General features: G+C 59.4%; 18 protein-coding genes and 1 pseudogene. 12 read left to right on the top strand and 7 right to left on the bottom strand.

Annotated features, from left to right (window positions below; translation table 11 throughout):
- Positions 1-249: pseudogene (locus MOV14_RS07380) on the bottom strand (hypothetical protein); the annotation flags it as partial.
- Between the two features lie 45 nt (positions 250-294).
- Positions 295-936, bottom strand: coding sequence for a CPBP family glutamic-type intramembrane protease (locus tag MOV14_RS07385; RefSeq protein WP_318536686.1), 642 nt, complete (start codon positions 934-936; stop codon positions 295-297).
- Between the two features lie 47 nt (positions 937-983).
- On the opposite strand from MOV14_RS07385, the gene MOV14_RS07390 reads away from it, so the two are divergent.
- The gene (locus MOV14_RS07390; RefSeq protein ID WP_318536687.1) at positions 984-1,367 is read left to right on the top strand and encodes a hypothetical protein; all 384 of its coding nucleotides are present in this window, start codon (positions 984-986) and stop codon (positions 1,365-1,367) included.
- Positions 1,368-1,369: 2 nt separating this feature from the next.
- On the opposite strand, the gene MOV14_RS07395 is transcribed toward MOV14_RS07390, so the two are convergent.
- Positions 1,370-2,662: a hydroxymethylglutaryl-CoA reductase, degradative gene (locus MOV14_RS07395; RefSeq protein ID WP_318536688.1), complete on the bottom strand. Its 1,293-nt coding sequence runs from the start codon at positions 2,660-2,662 to the stop codon at positions 1,370-1,372.
- A gap of 69 nt (positions 2,663-2,731) precedes the next feature.
- Between MOV14_RS07395 and MOV14_RS07400 the strand changes: the two genes are divergently transcribed.
- On the top strand, positions 2,732-3,502 hold the full coding sequence (locus MOV14_RS07400; protein ID WP_318536689.1) for a metallophosphoesterase: 771 nt from the start codon (positions 2,732-2,734) through the stop codon (positions 3,500-3,502).
- A gap of 12 nt (positions 3,503-3,514) precedes the next feature.
- Here MOV14_RS07400 and MOV14_RS07405 read toward each other — a convergent pair whose 3' ends face one another.
- Both MOV14_RS07405 and MOV14_RS07410 read right to left on the bottom strand, forming a co-directional pair.
- Positions 3,515-3,769 carry a YhbY family RNA-binding protein gene (locus tag MOV14_RS07405; protein WP_318538148.1) on the bottom strand — a complete coding sequence of 85 codons (255 nt, stop codon included), beginning with the start codon at positions 3,767-3,769 and terminating at the stop codon, positions 3,515-3,517.
- A 149-nt stretch (positions 3,770-3,918) separates the two neighbouring features.
- Positions 3,919-5,457 (bottom strand): transposase, encoded by a 1,539-nt coding sequence (locus tag MOV14_RS07410; protein ID WP_318536690.1) that lies wholly within the window; start codon positions 5,455-5,457, stop codon positions 3,919-3,921.
- A gap of 115 nt (positions 5,458-5,572) precedes the next feature.
- Here MOV14_RS07410 and MOV14_RS07415 point away from each other — a divergent pair, with 115 nt between their 5' ends.
- The gene (locus MOV14_RS07415; protein ID WP_318536691.1) at positions 5,573-5,740 is read left to right on the top strand and encodes a hypothetical protein; all 168 of its coding nucleotides are present in this window, start codon (positions 5,573-5,575) and stop codon (positions 5,738-5,740) included.
- Between the two features lie 461 nt (positions 5,741-6,201).
- Here the strand turns inward: MOV14_RS07415 and MOV14_RS07420 are convergent, their stop codons facing one another.
- The gene (locus MOV14_RS07420) at positions 6,202-6,357 is read right to left on the bottom strand and encodes a hypothetical protein (protein ID WP_318536692.1); all 156 of its coding nucleotides are present in this window, start codon (positions 6,355-6,357) and stop codon (positions 6,202-6,204) included.
- A gap of 464 nt (positions 6,358-6,821) precedes the next feature.
- Here MOV14_RS07420 and MOV14_RS07425 point away from each other — a divergent pair, with 464 nt between their 5' ends.
- From MOV14_RS07425 to MOV14_RS07455, 7 genes are read left to right on the top strand one after another with little or no spacing between them, the layout of a single operon-like run.
- Positions 6,822-7,055 (top strand): MoaD/ThiS family protein, encoded by a 234-nt coding sequence (locus MOV14_RS07425; RefSeq protein ID WP_318536693.1) that lies wholly within the window; start codon positions 6,822-6,824, stop codon positions 7,053-7,055.
- Complete coding sequence (locus MOV14_RS07430) at positions 7,048-8,037, top strand: TIGR00269 family protein (RefSeq protein WP_318536694.1); 990 nt, start codon at positions 7,048-7,050, stop codon at positions 8,035-8,037. Before MOV14_RS07425 ends, MOV14_RS07430 begins: the two co-directional genes overlap by 8 nt.
- Before the next feature lie 2 nt (positions 8,038-8,039).
- On the top strand, positions 8,040-8,834 hold the full coding sequence (locus MOV14_RS07435) for a hypothetical protein (protein WP_318536695.1): 795 nt from the start codon (positions 8,040-8,042) through the stop codon (positions 8,832-8,834).
- Between the two features lie 6 nt (positions 8,835-8,840).
- Positions 8,841-9,353, top strand: coding sequence for a hypothetical protein (locus MOV14_RS07440; RefSeq protein ID WP_318536696.1), 513 nt, complete (start codon positions 8,841-8,843; stop codon positions 9,351-9,353).
- 37 nt (positions 9,354-9,390) lie between these two features.
- Complete coding sequence (locus tag MOV14_RS07445) at positions 9,391-10,653, top strand: hypothetical protein (protein WP_318536697.1); 1,263 nt, start codon at positions 9,391-9,393, stop codon at positions 10,651-10,653.
- On the top strand, positions 10,632-11,147 hold the full coding sequence (locus MOV14_RS07450; RefSeq protein WP_318536698.1) for a hypothetical protein: 516 nt from the start codon (positions 10,632-10,634) through the stop codon (positions 11,145-11,147). The genes MOV14_RS07445 and MOV14_RS07450 overlap by 22 nt, the downstream gene beginning before the upstream one ends.
- 5 nt (positions 11,148-11,152) lie before the next feature.
- Positions 11,153-13,495, top strand: coding sequence for a hypothetical protein (locus MOV14_RS07455; protein WP_318536699.1), 2,343 nt, complete (start codon positions 11,153-11,155; stop codon positions 13,493-13,495).
- 331 nt (positions 13,496-13,826) lie between these two features.
- Here MOV14_RS07455 and MOV14_RS07460 read toward each other — a convergent pair whose 3' ends face one another.
- Positions 13,827-14,387, bottom strand: a complete 561-nt coding sequence (locus tag MOV14_RS07460) for an XTP/dITP diphosphatase (RefSeq protein WP_442786704.1) — start codon at positions 14,385-14,387, stop codon at positions 13,827-13,829.
- Between the two features lie 85 nt (positions 14,388-14,472).
- Between MOV14_RS07460 and MOV14_RS07465 the strand changes: the two genes are divergently transcribed.
- Both MOV14_RS07465 and MOV14_RS07470 read left to right on the top strand, forming a co-directional pair.
- A complete protein-coding gene (locus MOV14_RS07465; RefSeq protein WP_318536700.1) occupies positions 14,473-15,540 on the top strand; it encodes a SagB/ThcOx family dehydrogenase in 1,068 nt (355 codons plus the stop codon).
- 185 nt (positions 15,541-15,725) lie between these two features.
- On the top strand, positions 15,726-16,169 hold the full coding sequence (locus tag MOV14_RS07470; RefSeq protein ID WP_318536701.1) for a hypothetical protein: 444 nt from the start codon (positions 15,726-15,728) through the stop codon (positions 16,167-16,169).
- The last annotated feature ends 25 nt before the right edge of the window (positions 16,170-16,194 follow it).

Consider the following 16,194-nt stretch of genomic DNA (forward strand, 5'->3'; position numbering starts at 1 on the left):
GACCAGGAGCTTCATCAGGGCCCCGAGGGGGTCGGCCCCCCTCGCGACGAGGCCGGTGAAGTGCAGGGCCTCGGCGAGGAGCCCGCAGGAGAGCCCGCACATGAAGTAGACGAGGGTTACGGGTATTTCGGCTGAGTCGAACTTCAAGTACGGTAGGACGGGGTACGGTAGCTCCACTTTGAGGATTGAGAGCGCGAGCGCCAAGGAAGCCATTAAAGCGGTAACGGCGAGCCTCTGGGTCCTGTGCACGGAAGCCCCTAGAGGGTTAAAACATATTAACTTTGCCTGCTGAAATCATACCCGTGAAAACAATATTTTACGTTTAGAAAACAACATGTATACCAACACCGCCGCGAGGCTTAAGATATCCGAGGCTAGGAGCAGGGAAATCGTCGTCGTGTTAAGGGCGAGGAAGTATAAAGTGGCGGCTGAGTTGTAGGTAGCGTGGAAGAGGCTTGACCCCTCAAACCCTTTTCTCTCTGCTATGAGTCCAGCGGTAAGCCCGAAGATAAAGTAGTGTGGGGCTAGTAGAGATGAGTTCACGAGAAACAGGGGGTCGGTTACTGAGAGATGCGAGTACATGAAGACAAGCGCCTGGATCGGGAGGCCAAGGCGCTTCATGAGAAAACCCCTGAAGAATATCTCCTCGGTAATAGCCGAAATCACGGTGAAAATGATAGCAAGGAGGCTCACACTACCCGTAGCGAAAACGGGTATCAGGAAGATATGGGGCAGAATACCGATGAACGGTAAGGCTAAGCAGTCAAGTAGAGTCAAGCCCGGCGGATCCTGTATCTCCGCAACGACTGCAAGCGCCCCATAAAGTAAGAGTATAGCATACCCAGCTAGAACGTGCCCCACGTTCACTAGTACAAAGTAAGCTAGGAAGACAGCCATCCACATCTCTCCAGCATTCACGCTAGCTGAGCGCAGCACTCTCCCCGGCGTTAAACAAATAACCGGCCATAAAAAGAGTAAGCTTCATGGATGAGTACATTAGTGAGTTGAGGTCGAGACAGGATAAAGGCTCCCGGCTTCAGCTAGACATCCTGAGAGCGCTCGTGGTGTTCGGCGGCTCACTGTGGCTCTCGGAGGTACCTTCAGCCATCGAGAGGCTGTACCTAGGAAGACTCCCGGTCCTACAACTCGACATGGAATCTGTGGAAAGAGCCGTGTCAAGCCTTGCAGCAAAAGGGCTGGTTAAGGCTGAAGAGAGGATCCGTGCCACGGAAAGGGAAGGGGGCGAGCGGGACAGGCTGATCATATTAGCGGATGAAAAGGTGAGGGTCAGCCTTACCTCGGATGAAGTTATCAACGAGTACTACCTTAGCCTGAGTAGCGAGCTAAACACGCTGAGAAAAAGTTAAGTCTATTTCCTGTCAGCCTCACCTTCCTTGGACAGCTTAGCCACGAGTTCCTGTGCGTAGGCGAAGTTTATCTTGTTCTCGCTCACCATTATCTCAACGACCTTGTCTATCAGGTCTCCAGTAGCGCCGGCCATTATGGCAAGGTTCCTCGCGTGCAGCCTCATGTGCCCTCTCTGGATCCCCTCCGTCGCCAATGCCCTCAGCGCCGCAAAGTTCTGAGCAAGGCCCACCGCGCCCATGACCTCGGCGAGCTCGGTGGCAGTTTTAACCCCGAGGATTTTCAGCGCCACTCTTGCCACCGGGTGAACCTTCGTGGCACCGCCGATGATGCCGACAGCCATGGGCATCTCCAGGCTACCCACCAGGTTCCCGTCAGCGTCCTTTTCCCACCTCGACAGCGGCTCGTACCTGCCGTTCCTAGCAGCGTAGGCGTGAGCCCCAGCCTCTATTGCCCTGTGGTCCTGCGCGGTAGCTAGAGCTACGGCGATGACCCCGTTCATGATGCCCTTATTGTGCGTCGCGGCCCGGTAGGGGTCGGCCGCTGCGAAAGCCCAGGCGTTAACGATACCGTCCACCACTTCCTCTCCTCCAATGTCCTCCTTGTACACTTTCACGTAGCTCCTGACGAGCCTCTTGTCCGCGAGGTTCGAGATTATCCTGAGGAGTACCCTCCCCCCGGTTATCCTCTCGATGAGGGGCGCGACTCTCTCGGCCATGGTGTTGACGGCGTTCGCGCCCATAGCGTCCCTGACATCAACGATTAAGTGGACGACGAGCATGGGCCCGTGCGGCCCCTCAACTACCCTGGCCTCCACGTCTCTCGCCCCCCCGCCGAACTTCACGAGAACAGGGTCGACCTCGTTGGCCCTCTGCAGGATCTCGTCCTTGTGCTCGAGCACCAGCATGCGCTTATACCAGGGATCCTTGAGCCCTACAACCTGCACCTGCCCTATCATGAGCGGGCCGGTTGTGATAGATTTTATACCGCCGTCCCTCCTCATCACCCTAGCCGCGTTGCTGGCCGCTGCGACGACGCTCGCCTCCTCTATCACCATGGGCACGAGGTAATCCTTGCCGTTAATCAGGAAGTTGACTGCCACGGCGAACGGGTAGCTCATAGCCCCTATCACGTTCTCGATCATGGAGTCGGCGATCTTAGGGTCGAGGTTGCCGAAGTTTCTCAGAAGCTTAACCTCCTCCTCAGTCAGACCCGCGAACTCAGCGACTATCTTCAGCCTCTCGTCGATGCTCTTCTTGTAGAACTCCGGGATGCGGGAAGTTCTCCCCTCGCTCATCGCCTACACCAAGCAGAGCTACAATATAAATCTGTCCGGTTTGTGAGGAATAACCAGAGGGTAGTCCGCTTGCTACCATCACTCAGCATATCCAAGGGTATCGAGATAGTCGGCCTAGGCGTGTACATAGCCAAGCTTGGAGTGCTGGCGGTCGCAGACCTCCACATAGGCTACGAGGAGGCGCTCGCCGAAGAGGGTGTCTACATACCCCCCGTTCAGAGCACCGAGATCAGGAGTGTTCTGGAGTCGATGGTTGGAGAGACCGGAGCCTCGCGGGTAGTCATCCTCGGGGACGTGAAGCACGAATTCGGAGACGTTACGCGCCAGGAGTGGCGGGAGACAGGCGAGCTGCTGAGCTTCCTGAAGGAGGGTCTCGGCGTGAGCGTGGAGGTTGTGAGAGGCAATCACGACAACTACCTGATCGCTCTGCTGAAGAAAATGAACATACCCCTCAGAGACCCCTACCTCCTTGAGGAAGGAATCATGTTCATTCACGGCCACAAGCCCCTCCCGGTCGAGGGTTTCGCTGAGGATGTAGAGGTGATTCTCATGGGGCACGAGCACCCGGCCATCGCGCTGAGAGACGAGGTAGGTGCCAGGCTGAAGCTCAAGGCCCTCCTAGAGGGCCAGTACATGGACAAGAGGGTCATAGTTCTACCCGCTCTCAGCCCCCTCATGCCCGGCACAGAGGTTAACGTCGAGAGAAACCTGCTGTCACCGATCCTGAGGGAGGCCGACATCGAGAGCTTCAAAGCCTACGCCGTCGACCTGGAAGCCGGAGTCTTCGACTTCGGTCTCATAAAGTACCTGAGGCTGGCGAGCAGCCCATCGCTCTACTAGAGCCCGCGCCTCTCAGAGCCTCCTCCTCCTCTTCTTCCTCAAAGCTATCACGTATCCCCTGATGCCCACGACCTCGGCTCCCAGCCTCTGCGAGAGGATCACAGCCACGTCCTCCCTCGTGTACCCGTACGTGTCGCGGAAGTTTTTGAGGAGCCTGACCTTCACGACACCCCTAGAATCCAAGACGTTGCTGATCTCCGCGAGGACCTCCTCGCTGAGCCCCTTTTTGCCGATGTTAACTGTGGCTACAGTGGGATCCTGGAACACGCTCGACAAGCAACACACCTGCCACTCCTCACACCCGAGGACATCTTTAACCTTTGCGGCTCTGAAAAAGTTTTTAGCATAGAAGGCGGGAAGTAGCCGGCCGCGCCTGGCTCATCTGCCCCCTTCACTTGTCTGAGGGCCCCCTAGGGTCATGGGTCGCCCCCTTTCGGGGCGGGCCGCCGTGCTAGGCGGCCTTCTGCCCGCGTCGCCGCGGGCACATCCCCTCCTCGCGCCGCGCGCGGCACCCGGCGGGCGGCCGTGTGGCCGTGCCGGGAACTGGGGCCTGCTGGCCTTTCTCTGGTGCCGTGGGTCGGGGCTCTGAGGTGCTGGCTGAGCCACTTGTCCAGAGCTTCGAGGTGCCTTTCTGCTCTGTAGGCCTTTAGGAAGAGCTTTGTTGCGTTGTAGCACGCTGCCCAGTCCCTGGTCCACTCCAAGCCGCACTTCGGGCAGCGGTAGTAGCGCCTCCTCAGCTCCACCCCCTCTTTCCCGCATACTGGGCAATGCTTCCCGCTGATGTTGTTCTCCGGCTGGAACCACTTAGCCCCCTCGTAGAGCGCTAGGTTCTCAAGCCGCCTCGCCACCCTGAGCAGCGTCCTCTGCAGCTGTGAGCCCCTCAGGGACTCGGCCCGAGGCACGTCCACTACGAGTACGACTGTGTAGCCCTGATCCCGTAGCTTTCTCACCAGCGCCCTCACCTCCCTGAGCACGCCTCTGATCCAGTCGTTGTTAACCTTCTTCACTTTCCTCGATGCCTGCCTAGCTATGTGCTCTGCTCTCTCAGGGGTCAGTTTTAGCTTCGCCCTGAGCCTCTCCGCGAGCCTCAGCGCTTCCTCCGCTGCGTAGCCCTTTCCCGCTCTCCGTAGCCTCCCGACGTCCCTCCTCCCCATGAACCTCTGGACGGCTTCACTCCAGCTCTTAACCTTGGAGTAGCTGCGCATCACCGCTGCCAGTAGCCTCAGCAACGTCGTGTTGGGAGGCTTAAGCACGCGCTGAGCCACCAGCTTCACCTCACTGTCGAAGGCGAAGGCAAGGAGGTAGAGGCCGTGAGAGCTGTTCACGTCCACCGCTATCACTGCGAGCTTGCCGTCGCCGCCCCACCAAGCGGGCTTAACCTCGCGGTGAGCCACTAGGCGGAGCGTGCCCCTAGCCGTCAGCCATAGCGTCAGCTTGACATCTCTGAAGCGCTGGACGTCCTCGAGCACAGCCCTGATGAGGGACGGCTTCATTTTTATCGCAACGCCAGCGCTGGGAACGCGAAGCTCGCACCTCGAGGCGTCGAGGACTGCGGCGGCGCTGTCTCTGCCGTGGAGCCTATTGCCGTTGCCGACCACCCTGACGAGCAGCGGTATCGCCGGCGGGGTGAACCTAGTGCGGAGCTTCGACTTCCCCCTAGCCTCCGCGATCATTTTGTACCACTCAACAGCGTAGTAGAGGATGTTCTTCGGCAGCCCAGCCGTCTTCGAGGCCTCCCCGACCAGTTCGTCGCTGAACCTCTCCGGCTCCTCCCTGAACGCGTCGCCGTGCCTCTCTTCGAGGGCTCTGCAGGCCTGCCTCACAGCGCTCGACATCCTCACGTACAGTTGTTGCAGCCTCTGCCTCTTTTCCCTGTTAGCCTTGACCTCCCAGACCCTGTAGGCGTCGATCAGCTCCTCGCGCTTCCTGCCGTTTCTCCTGCCCTCCCAGTCCACGCTCCCACCTCCAGGGAGCCTGGCACGCTGCGCCCCGAGCCCTCCCTGAGCTTGAGCCTCGCGTTTGAATGCGCTACGCGGCCTTATATCCCTGCGCCGAAAATGAACGCCGAAAGTGAAAACGCACAAAACAAGGAAGTATTCATGCCGGCTCAGACCAGCTAGGCTGGAGGACTGTTTGAGGCTGCTGGACTACGGCTCCCTGAGGAGGGGCCTGCATCCCGCCAGCGTGGCGGTCTCCGTTACGGAGAAGGCGCTGTGGGTGCTCTCGACTGAGGGCTAGGAGCAGTGAGAGCAGGCTCGCCTGAGCCCTCGTTGGGTGCGCCCTCTACGGCTACTGCAGCGAGAAGGTGGTCGAGGAGCGTGGCGACCTGCTTGACGCACTGGGCGAGCTACAAGCTTCTTTCCCGATAAGCCCACGGAGTAGCTCTACAGGGCCACGTACAGGCTCCTCGTTGGGAAGGTGGAGAGGGTTGGGAGCGAGCACTGGCTGGTGAAGGGGCTGCCGGAGCTGGGGGACACCTACCCCCTGGTACAACGTGTGGATAAGCGGAGGAAGGTACCGCTGCGACTGCTTTTTCAGGGCTTACGGCTACGCGCGCAAAGCACGGATATGCAGCCACATCGCCACCGTCATGCTTCACAGGAAGCAGTTCGAGGAGGCCACAGGCCCTCTCCGTCAAGTAGACGTAGCGCGTGCCGCCGACCACGGCCTCTTTGGCAAAACCCTCGAGGCGCAGCCTCTCAAGCGCCGAGGCAATGTGCCTGTGTGTTCCTCGTGGTGAACGCCCTGCTGAGGGGCTTCGGCTCGCGCAGGCGCCACAGCGTCTTCGCGAGGCCTGTCAGCTCGAGCCACCTCGCCACGCTCTCCCACACCTCAGCGCTGACCTCGACCATCATGGCTAAGCGCTAGAGGGGGGTTATAAGCCTTCACACATGCTGTGCTAGAGTTGCGAGGTCGAGGGCTGTCGACGTGACGACCACCACGTCATGCTGTAAGAAGCGGAGCGAACAGAGATCACCTGCGCGCGCTTGACGCCGGCCGAGAAGGAGAGGCTTAAAAAGGAGGCGGGGGAGAGGGGCCTGAGGCTCGGACTACCTGCGGCTCAAGCTCCTAGGCTGAAGGCAGTAAAGCTTTTCTCTCCTTTTTTGAGACTTCTCCCCTCAGAGCGCCCCAGCTCCGCAATAAGGCCGCTGGAGATTTTCACAGCTACTGTGACTGCACGGCTCCAGAACCCACGCTCGAACACCCTCCCATAATCCCCTTCAAATCCTCGGGGCGAGGGAAAGCTCAGAATCGAACACGGGAGGAAACAAGGGAAAGGCTAAATAGTAGCATTGCTACGAAGTAGCCGGAGCGCTCGATGAGTAGAGAAGCGCCCTGCGCCCGGGGCTTCAGGGTCCTAGTCGACAAGTTCGGCCGCGAGAGCATTGAGGCTTGTGTTGAAGAGGGCTCCACGGTCAGGGACCTGCTCGGCCAGCTGGGGTTGCGTGCCAGCGAGGTTGTGGTCGCCGTGGACGGGGAAGTCGTGGCGGAGGACGAGCCCCTCAGGCCCGGCTCGCGCGTCAAGATACACTCTGTTGTTTCGGGTGGGTAGAACGGCGAGGTGCTTTGTCTGCGGCTCGAAGGCGGTGGCGTACGTCCCGTACCTGGGCGATTACCTCTGCAGGGAGCACTTCGTCGAGTACTTCGAGAGAAGGGTCCTCGAGACGCTGAAGACCTTCAGGCTCGTCGAGCCCGGGGACCGGGTGGCCGTTGCCGTGAGCGGGGGGAAGGACAGCTTAACCACCCTCTACCTGCTCAAAAGGTTCTCGGGGGAGCTCGGCATCGAGGTCATAGGCGTGGCCGTGGACGAGGGGATCGCGGGCTACAGGGAGTACAAGCTCAAAGCCCTAGCGGACCTGGCTGAGAGGCTAGGCGTCAGGATCTTCATCGGAAGGTTCGAGGACTACTTCGGGATCACCCTGGACGAGGCCGTGGGGGTCCTGAAGGAGAAGGGCTTCGAGTACAAGCCCTGCAGCGTGTGCGGGGTGTTCAGAAGGTACGTAATGAACAAGCTCGCCCGCGAGCTCGGCGCGACCAAGCTGGCGACAGGCCACAACCTGGACGACGAGGTGCAGGTCTTCATAATGAACGCCCTCAAAGCGCACATCGAGGGTGTAGTACGCGAGGGGATAGCATCGGCAACAGGGGGCGAGGGGCTCGTCCCGAGGATAAAGCCGCTGTACTTCGTGACGGAGAAGGAGGTCCTGACGTACACGCTCCTCAAGGGGATCCAGACCCCATTCGTGGAGTGCCCCTACATCGTCTACGCTCTGAGGCACCCCGTACGGCACTGGGTAAACGAGGTCGAAGACGAGGCGCCCGGTTTCAAGTACAGGGTTCTAGCGGTTAAGGAACTTGCCCGGAAAGCCCTGCCCGAGCCTCCCGGCGGCGTGCAGAAGTGCGTAGTGTGCGGCGAGCCCTCCTCGAAGCCCGTCTGCAAGGCGTGCCTCTTCAGAGCCTACCTGGATCCGGAGTTCGCCGCCAAGCTGGGCGGGCTCAAGCTTATATCCCGCCTGCGGGATGAAGGCGTGTAGGTATGCGTCTTAGGAGAGGGATATCGCCGGTCATCGCGGCTACGATAATGACTGGGATCATGCTGACTATAGTCGCCGTAGCCCTCTACTACTCAACGTCCCTCATCGACCTCAACAGGCAGATGATGGAGTACCAGTACGCTAAGGACAACCTGGCCTACGCCGCCACAGCCCTCGAGCAGGTGGCTCTGGGCACCGGCGGCTCAAGGTACATCCGCTTCTCCCTCACTAGCACGAGGATAAACTTCGAGCGCTATGACAGCAGCGTAACCATAACCATAACTGACGGCAGGGCGACGAACACCACGTCCATCCAGTCCGGCAGGATATCGGTCTGCGGGGGTAGCCTGGTGACGACGACGAGCCAGCTAATCGTACCTGAGTCCGGCGACTTCGCCGCGGAGGTGAGTAAGCTGATCGTGACGCCCGGCGAGCCGATAGTCCTCGTTTACGAGGACTTCCAGGGAGCAGCCTGCGCCCACCTTGAGACCTACCGTGTCAGAGCCTTCTACAACGGCGCGATCAACGTGACCGAGAACAACGCTGTCAAGCGATACAACTTCTACACGGTCCACGTGATAAGCTTGAGGTTCGGCCAGCTCGGGGGCTCCGGCACCATACCCGTAGTGCTCCGCAACACCAACTCGAGCCTGAAGGAGTACAGGTTCTCGAGCCCCAGCGTGACTATAACGGTCAGCTTCGGCCAGAGGAGCGAAAGCAGGCTTCTAATGGGGCCGCCAGCCGACGGGTCAGTCGTTGTGGTCAAAGTAGCCGAAGTCACCATAAGCACCGGGTGATGCAGCTTGCCGACTCCCGTCCTATCGCACCTCATCGGCACGCTGACGCTCCTAGCTGTCGCGCTGATACTGGTGGAGGTCTTCTCCTTCGTGGCGTTCCTGTACAACATGGAGACCGTCAACACCATGCTCGCCGAGGTCGCCGAGAGCTGCGCCAGGGAGATCGTGGAGCTCGTATCCGTGCACACACTGGGAGGGGGCAATTACACCGTGATGCTCCTCACAGTCCCCAGCGACCTCGGAGGCCAGCCCTACGCGCTGCAAGTGGCCGACGTGGGGGAAAACAAGCTCCTCGTCAACGCGAGCCTGCAGATATACCAGCAGGTGCGCGTAGTGGTGACACCCAACTTCGGCTCAAACCCCGTCCACGCCACACCCTCAGAAACACAGGTCGCGGGCCTCACCGTTAAGCCCACTATCATGCTACCCCTTCCTCAAGGCTACAGGCCTGCCCTAGTAGCGTACAGGCAGGGCGGGTATGTCTACATAGGCTTCACGCAGTTGCAGCAGAAACCTTAATATTTGGAAAATCCGCTTAAAAGCCCAGTGGTGTGTTTTGGAGACAGTGCTTGAGTACATCGCCGTGGCACTGCTGGTCGTCATCCTGGTCCTGGCAGCCAACCAGATGATATCAGCCTCCACCGGGACGCTCACCACGGTGCGGGAAGAGCAACTCTACACTGTTGCACAGAGGGTCATGGACAAGATTCTCCTCACCCCCGGCTACCCCCCTGACTGGGGCACGAACGTGACCGTCTCCGCCGGAGACATTCAGGACTTCGGGCTCGCCCTCTACGGAACGAGGGAGCCCTACGTCGTGGACCCAGACAAGGTGATGAGGCTTGCGAACCTCTCCACCCTCCCGAACCCCCTGCTTCTGAACGCTACCAGGCTCGCTGAGCTCCTCGGCCTTAGCCAGGGCTACGGCTTCAGGCTCGTCATGAAGCCCATGATAGGGCACAGCGTCTCCGTGCTAGAGTGGTACACTCCGCAAGGCGGCAAGCAGTCCTTCCCGACAAGGTTCGCGGTGAACGTCCACAACTGGTACGGGATGGGCCTGCCCAACGCCAACGTCACGGGGATATACGCGGTCTTCAAGGTGGACCCCGGCTCTGGGAACAATCCCCAACCCGACCTGGAGGAGAAGATGGTCTTCACCGTCTCTTCTACCACCGACGCCCTCGGCTACACGACCCTAGATTTCTCCAGTCAAGTGGTCCCCTACCTCTCCCAGCAACCCACGAACAAGTGGTGGTTCTGGTTCCTCCTCCTGCACACGAGCTGGCACGGCTTCGTCGCCGTCTACGGCTACAGCGCGACGCCTTCCGGAGGCGCGCCGGTTCAGGGTTACATAATAGGCGACGCGATAATCATCTCAAGGGACGCGAACGTCTCCGATATTCGCTACAAAAGTACTCCCAAGAAGTCGGGAGCAGTGCTCTTCAAGGACGAGGTCGTCCAGCTTGTGCCGCAGTACGAGGAGCTCTTGAACGTGACGGGCATCGAGTGGTGCAGGAACCAGCCGAACGACCCGCTCTGGTGCCAGCAGGTGGCTGGGAGAGTGCTCCCATCATCTCAGGGGCGCTACCTCGTGGGCAGGGTTAATTACGTGGAGAAGCTCTCTTCGCACGTCTTCATCTTCGCGCAGTGGAGGGGCGACCCCATAGCCATCGTGATAAACAGGATCCCTGAGATAGACGTGACGTTCGGCCCGAGGCAAGCATCGCCGGCGAACTCCGTGTCTCTCACGAGGTTCGCCACGATATACAACTACCCCTACGTCATCCAGCTGACTCTATGGAGGAGCGTCGAGGGCTAGCGATGCGCAGGAAGGGTCAAGTCCGCGTCGTCGAGGCCGTCCTCGCCACCTTCATAGTGGTGGCAGTCATACTTATGGTGATGGCGTTCACGCGTCCCCTTAAGAGCGTCTACATACGCGAGACCACCGACCTGCGGCGGCTAGCCTACAACCTGCTCAACGACATGGCGACGGCAGGCGTCTACGAGAGGACGGTCGGCAGGGCCCTGGTGAACCCAAGCGACAGGAGCTGGGTCGACGACCTGCGCCTGCTCATCTCCTCTAGCCTCCCCCCCGACCTCGTCTTTAACATGACGGTCTACAGGCTCGACTTCAACCTTCAAACCGGCAGGGCGGAGTTCAGCTACCTAGGGTCCGTGGCGAACGCCAACTTCTCCAGCATCAGACTGTACGAGTCCGAGTCCGTCACGTACACCTACGTGGCCACAGGCGACCCGGACAGCGTGAGGGGCTCCGTGATCTACATCGTGCTCACGGTGGGCTTCGCGGGGTGATTCTGTTGAAGAGGAGGGGTCAGGTAGTTGTTGCGGCGGTCCTGCTGATAGCTCTCTACGTCATGTCGATCCTCGTCATGGTCTACCAGGCCCACGCGGTCTTCCTCCAGACGAGGTCGCCCGTCGCCCGGGAGATCGTCGCGTCGATAACGGGTGACTTCCAGAGGGCGCTGGCGGCGATGCTGGCCGTGGCCACGAGGGCGTACTTCAACTACTCTCGCTTTTCGGACCTCACGGGGCGCTTCAGCAACTTCGGCATGAGCTACTACAACAGGCACAACTTCACCGTGGCCAGGCAGGTGGCGAAGACCTTCCTCGAGTACTGGAGGCAGTCCGTGACGAAGGCTTATGCCGAGTACGGGATACAGGTGTCGTACAGCCTCGAGAGGCTCGATGTCTCCCAGTACCTCAACAGGTCACGGGCCGTGTACGACCTGATGAAGGGGTACTGGTACCTCCCCGCCTCCGGGTCCTACGCATACGCCAAGCTCAGGATGAACCTGACGCGCCTCGGCCTCTACAACTGGGAGTCCGACGTCCTCGTGGGGCTCACGGTCAGGGTCTACAGGACCCCCGTCAGCTACAGTCTCCCCTCTTCTAGCTCAAAAGGGAACGTGTCGTTGACGATCAACGTCCTGTTCGACAGGGGGGAGTACTACGGGAACCTCCTCGCCAAGGGCTGGGTCGAGATCTACTACCCGGAGAAGGTCGGGAGCACCTACACGGGTAGGTGGCTCAAGGCTACGATAAAGGACGTCCGCTACGACGGCATGGGCAACTACACCATAACGTTCGAGCCCTACGTGGACATTCTCACAGACCCCCTAAACGGCCAGCGCTACGTCCCTGTGATGGTCGTCGTCTCGGACGAGAGGGGTGTACTCGTCGAGGCCTCAGCGTACAACTACATAGGCTTCGCCATCCAGAAGAACACCCCCAGCATCCTCTACTACTACAACTCCACCACAAGGAGCTACGCTCAGGTCCCGAGAAACAGCACGACGCCTTTCGAGGTCTACACGCTGGAGATGAGCTCCAACCTCTCCCTATACTGGCTGGGCAACAGGCTTACAGTCGATCCCAGCCTCAAGCTGCCGCCTTTCCCGATTATGCCGATAAAGCAGATTAGAGTAAACGCGACCCTCGATGGCACGCGCAACACGCTTAGGGAGGTTCCCATACAGTACGAGAACTGGACCACGGTGAGTTGGTACGGCGTGAATGTTGACGTCCCGGTGGGCCTCGCGGATCCTCAGATGGACTTCGTGAAGGGCGATAGGTTCAACACCAGGCTGGTTTTCCAAGCCTCATACCCAAGCGTTACCCTGAAAGAGCAACTGGTGGTGCTGTGGTGGAGCGACGACCTGGACGCCGAGCCAGCATCCTATCCCACCCAGATAAAGTTCTACTACAACCAGACGCATAAGGACGTCTGGCACCCGCTCTACGACGTAGAGTTCGTAGACACGGAGCACCAACAGGCTAGAAACTACTACAACTACTATGGGGTGGCCGCGTTGGTGCTCAGGGACTCCTACACTGGAGGCGCATTTGGCCCCTACAACCTCCACGCATTCGATGTGTACGGCTCATCCTTAGGGAGGTACAGGCCTTACGGGAAGTGGGAAATTTACTACCAGTACATGAGGTACAGCTGGATACAGGCGCCCATCCGGATATTCGCGGTCCTTAACACCACCCGCGTTGGAAACGTGTACAGTAGCGGTGACATAAGGAGCGATTACTACTACACGCTTGCCATCGTCCAGATCGTGAACAACACCCGGTACATACCGGTCACCACGTACATCTACTGGAGCACAACGCGTAGCGGTGAAGGGTACTGGCTGGCGTCAATGATGGGTGCTGGGCAGGCTGATCGCTTCGTCTACCTGAACTGGTCGCAGACGAGCTCAAGGATAAACTCTACCTCATCGACACCCTTTGCATGGGGAACCGACCAAGACGGTAGATCCGACAGCGTGTACCACTTATCCAATCCGGGCTTCCTCCTGGCGATGTGGGGGAGCGGCTTCGGCAGGGCGCTCTACCTGAACATCAAAGGTCTTCAAACCTTCTACGCCGTGGGTAGGAATGAAATGTTCGCTTGCACAATGACGGCTCCAGGTGGCGCAAAGCAGGGCTCCCTGGAGTACGTGCTGTGGCCCTACTACAACTCCTATACTGTGAACTCTGGAACAAGACTGAACTTCACAACAGTGATCTTCGACTTCAGGTTGAGTGGCACTGGCTGGATAAGTTGCACCGGTGACAGTTGCTGGAAAAACGCCTACATATACGCTCCCATGTTCCTCGAAAAGTACGCTCCATCGGTTGCACCTCCTTGATCTTCCCGTTTGCTTTATAACTCTGTGTGAATTTTTAGTTTTTCTTTCCCATTTTTCATCTATTTGACACAATTCTGCTGCGTATTTCATTGCAATGTCCTGACATTCCAATATCTAAAGGACAAATGTAAGTAAATCAACTAGACCCTTACCTAGCTCAGGCCACTGCCTCAAAAAATCAGTTACCTAGGGGCCGTGGGCTAGCGGCCCGCTTTTCCCGCTACCCCGGGTGAGGTTACCGCCGCCTCCAAACGGCCCCATGCACTGGCATTCAGTGGAGGTATTTATGCTCTTCTCAAGCTAGGTAATATATCTTTCACGAAGCACTCTTTTAATCATGTAAACTTTTCAGCAAGAAGTCGGCCAGGGCCTTAGCGGCTCGGGTCCTGTGCGAGTAAGCGTTTTTTTCCTCGACAGTCATCTCCGCGAAGGTCCTGCTGGAGCCGAGGGGCTGGAAGATCGGGTCGAAGCCGAAGCCTCTCTCGCCGCGGGGCTCGCTGGTTATCGTGCCTTCAATCTCGCCCCTGAACGCCAGAGTCTTCCCGTCAGGCATCTTAACGGCGATCACCGAGACGAAGGAGGCCCTGCGGTCGCTCACCCCCTCCAGGAGCCTTAGCACCCCGCGTATGCCTATTGTCTCGTAGACGTAGTGGCTGTAGGGGCCCGGGAAACCCCGTAGCGCGCGGATGAAGAGGCCGGCGTCCTCGACCGCCACGGGCGCGTCCATCTCCCTTAAGCTACGGGCCGCTGTGAGGGCGATCTCCTCTAGATTGCTCGACTGTATCTCGAGCTTCGGCAGAGGGACCTGCACCACTCTTATCCCGTAGGGGGCCAGCGCGAGCTCGATCTCCTCCACCTTGTGCCTGTTCGATGTCGCGATGTACAGCCTCATACCTCGTGCCTGCAGGGGCAGGCCTCTGATATAGTTTGCCGCGTACGAAAAGAATATTATCCATTCGACATATCCTTTTAGCGGTATGTACACCCTTCCCAAGGTTCAGCACCGCGACGCCCCCTCGCTGCGCGAAGCCCTGTGGTGCCTGGCGAACGGCGCGCCGCTGGAGTGCTCGCCATGCGACGTGCGGGGCGTGGCCCGCATACTGTTCCATGTTCAGGGCTGCAGGGACGGCAGGTTCAGGACCGTCCCCTCGGCCGGTGCAACCTACCCGCTGGAGCTGTACGTTTACTCGAGGAACGTGCTCCTCCCCTTGGACCAGGGCGTCTACAGGTACAGGCCCTGCAGCTCAGCACTCGAACCCGTGGGGGGTGTCGGCGCGGCCTTCGAGGGCTTCGCCTTAAGTAGCGTGAGCGAGAGGACGACCAGCTTCTACGGGCTGCGGGGCTACAGGTACGTGAGGCAGGAGGTCGGCCACGCCCTTCAGAACCTCTACCTCTCACTAGTCAGCCACGGCTTCTCCTTCGCGACCCGCCTCCAGAGCCTGAAGCTAGAGGAGCTCGTGGGAGAGACCCGGGTCGCGGAAGTGGAGGTGCAGAGGGCTACCAGCTACTGCAGGGGCTTCCTCCTGGAGCGCGGCGAACCGCTGGACAAGGTCATAGCCTCGAGGAGCAGCATCCGCACCTACAGGAAAGAGGGGGTCTCGGAGGAGCAGCTGCTCACCCTGCTCAAGTGGTCTGCGGGGAACGTCGTCGAGGGCGGCAGGCCGTACCCCAAGCTCTTCTCGGACTACCTCGTGGAAACCTACGTCTTCGCCAGGAGCGTGAAGGGCCTGGAGCGGGGAGTCTACTTCTTCGAGCCCAGCACAGCGGAGCTAGAGCCTGTCAAGCTGGGGGACATCTCCGAGGAGCTGTGGAGACACTCCCTGCGGCAGCCCAGCGTGCTGAAAGCACCTGCAGTGGTGATCCTGGCCGGCGAAGGGGTTGAGGCGGAGGTTGAGTGCGGGCTTGTGGGGCAGAACATCTACCTAAACGCCACCCACGACGGCCTCGGAACGGTCGCTATAGGGGCGTTCGACGACGAGGGGGTAGCTAGAGTCACGGGGGTTGAGAACCCGCTCTACCTGATGCCCGTCGGCAAGCCAGCTTAGCCCATCACTCAGATACGCCCGGCGCGCTCACGCTTCACGCTTATTCCAGGCGTCTCTCCAGGTCTTATGGCTTCGCGCTGCTGGAGCTCTCTTAACCCCTCCTCAGCCTTACCGAGAGCTGAGGGGATCTGCTGGGCGCGGGGATCCTGTTAACGTTAAAATACAGGTTTTGGCACGTAGTAAGTGTGGAGGTTTGGAAGTTGCCGCCCCGTGTCAAGGTTTTAGAGGCCCTCGGGTGTATAGGAGACGGTAGGATCGAGTTCACCGGTGAGCGAGAGGCTCGGGTTGTCGGCTCCGATGGGCAGAGGGTGTACAGGGTTGTGTGGGACGGGAAGCTGGGCATCGCCTCGAACGATAACGGCTCCGTCTACCGGGGCTACCTGGGCTACCCCTCGATAGCCTTCCTCATGCTCAAGGGGGTTCTACCATTCGACGCCAAGCTGGCAGAGGCGCTGAAGGGCATCCCGTGGAGGGAGCTGAACGAGAAGTTCAAGAGCTACAGGGACACTGAGAACTACGTCAAGGATGTTCTGCGCCAGCGGGGCGTGAGCTGGGCCTACGTCGAGGCGTTCGTGTCGAGGGTTTTGGGCGAGATCGAGAGGCTGAGGCCCTACAGAATTCAGATGTGAGGAGCAAACCCTCAAACGATACGTT

Source organism: Infirmifilum sp. NZ, from assembly GCF_022693705.1.
Classification (GTDB): domain Archaea; phylum Thermoproteota; class Thermoprotei; order Thermofilales; family Thermofilaceae; genus Thermofilum.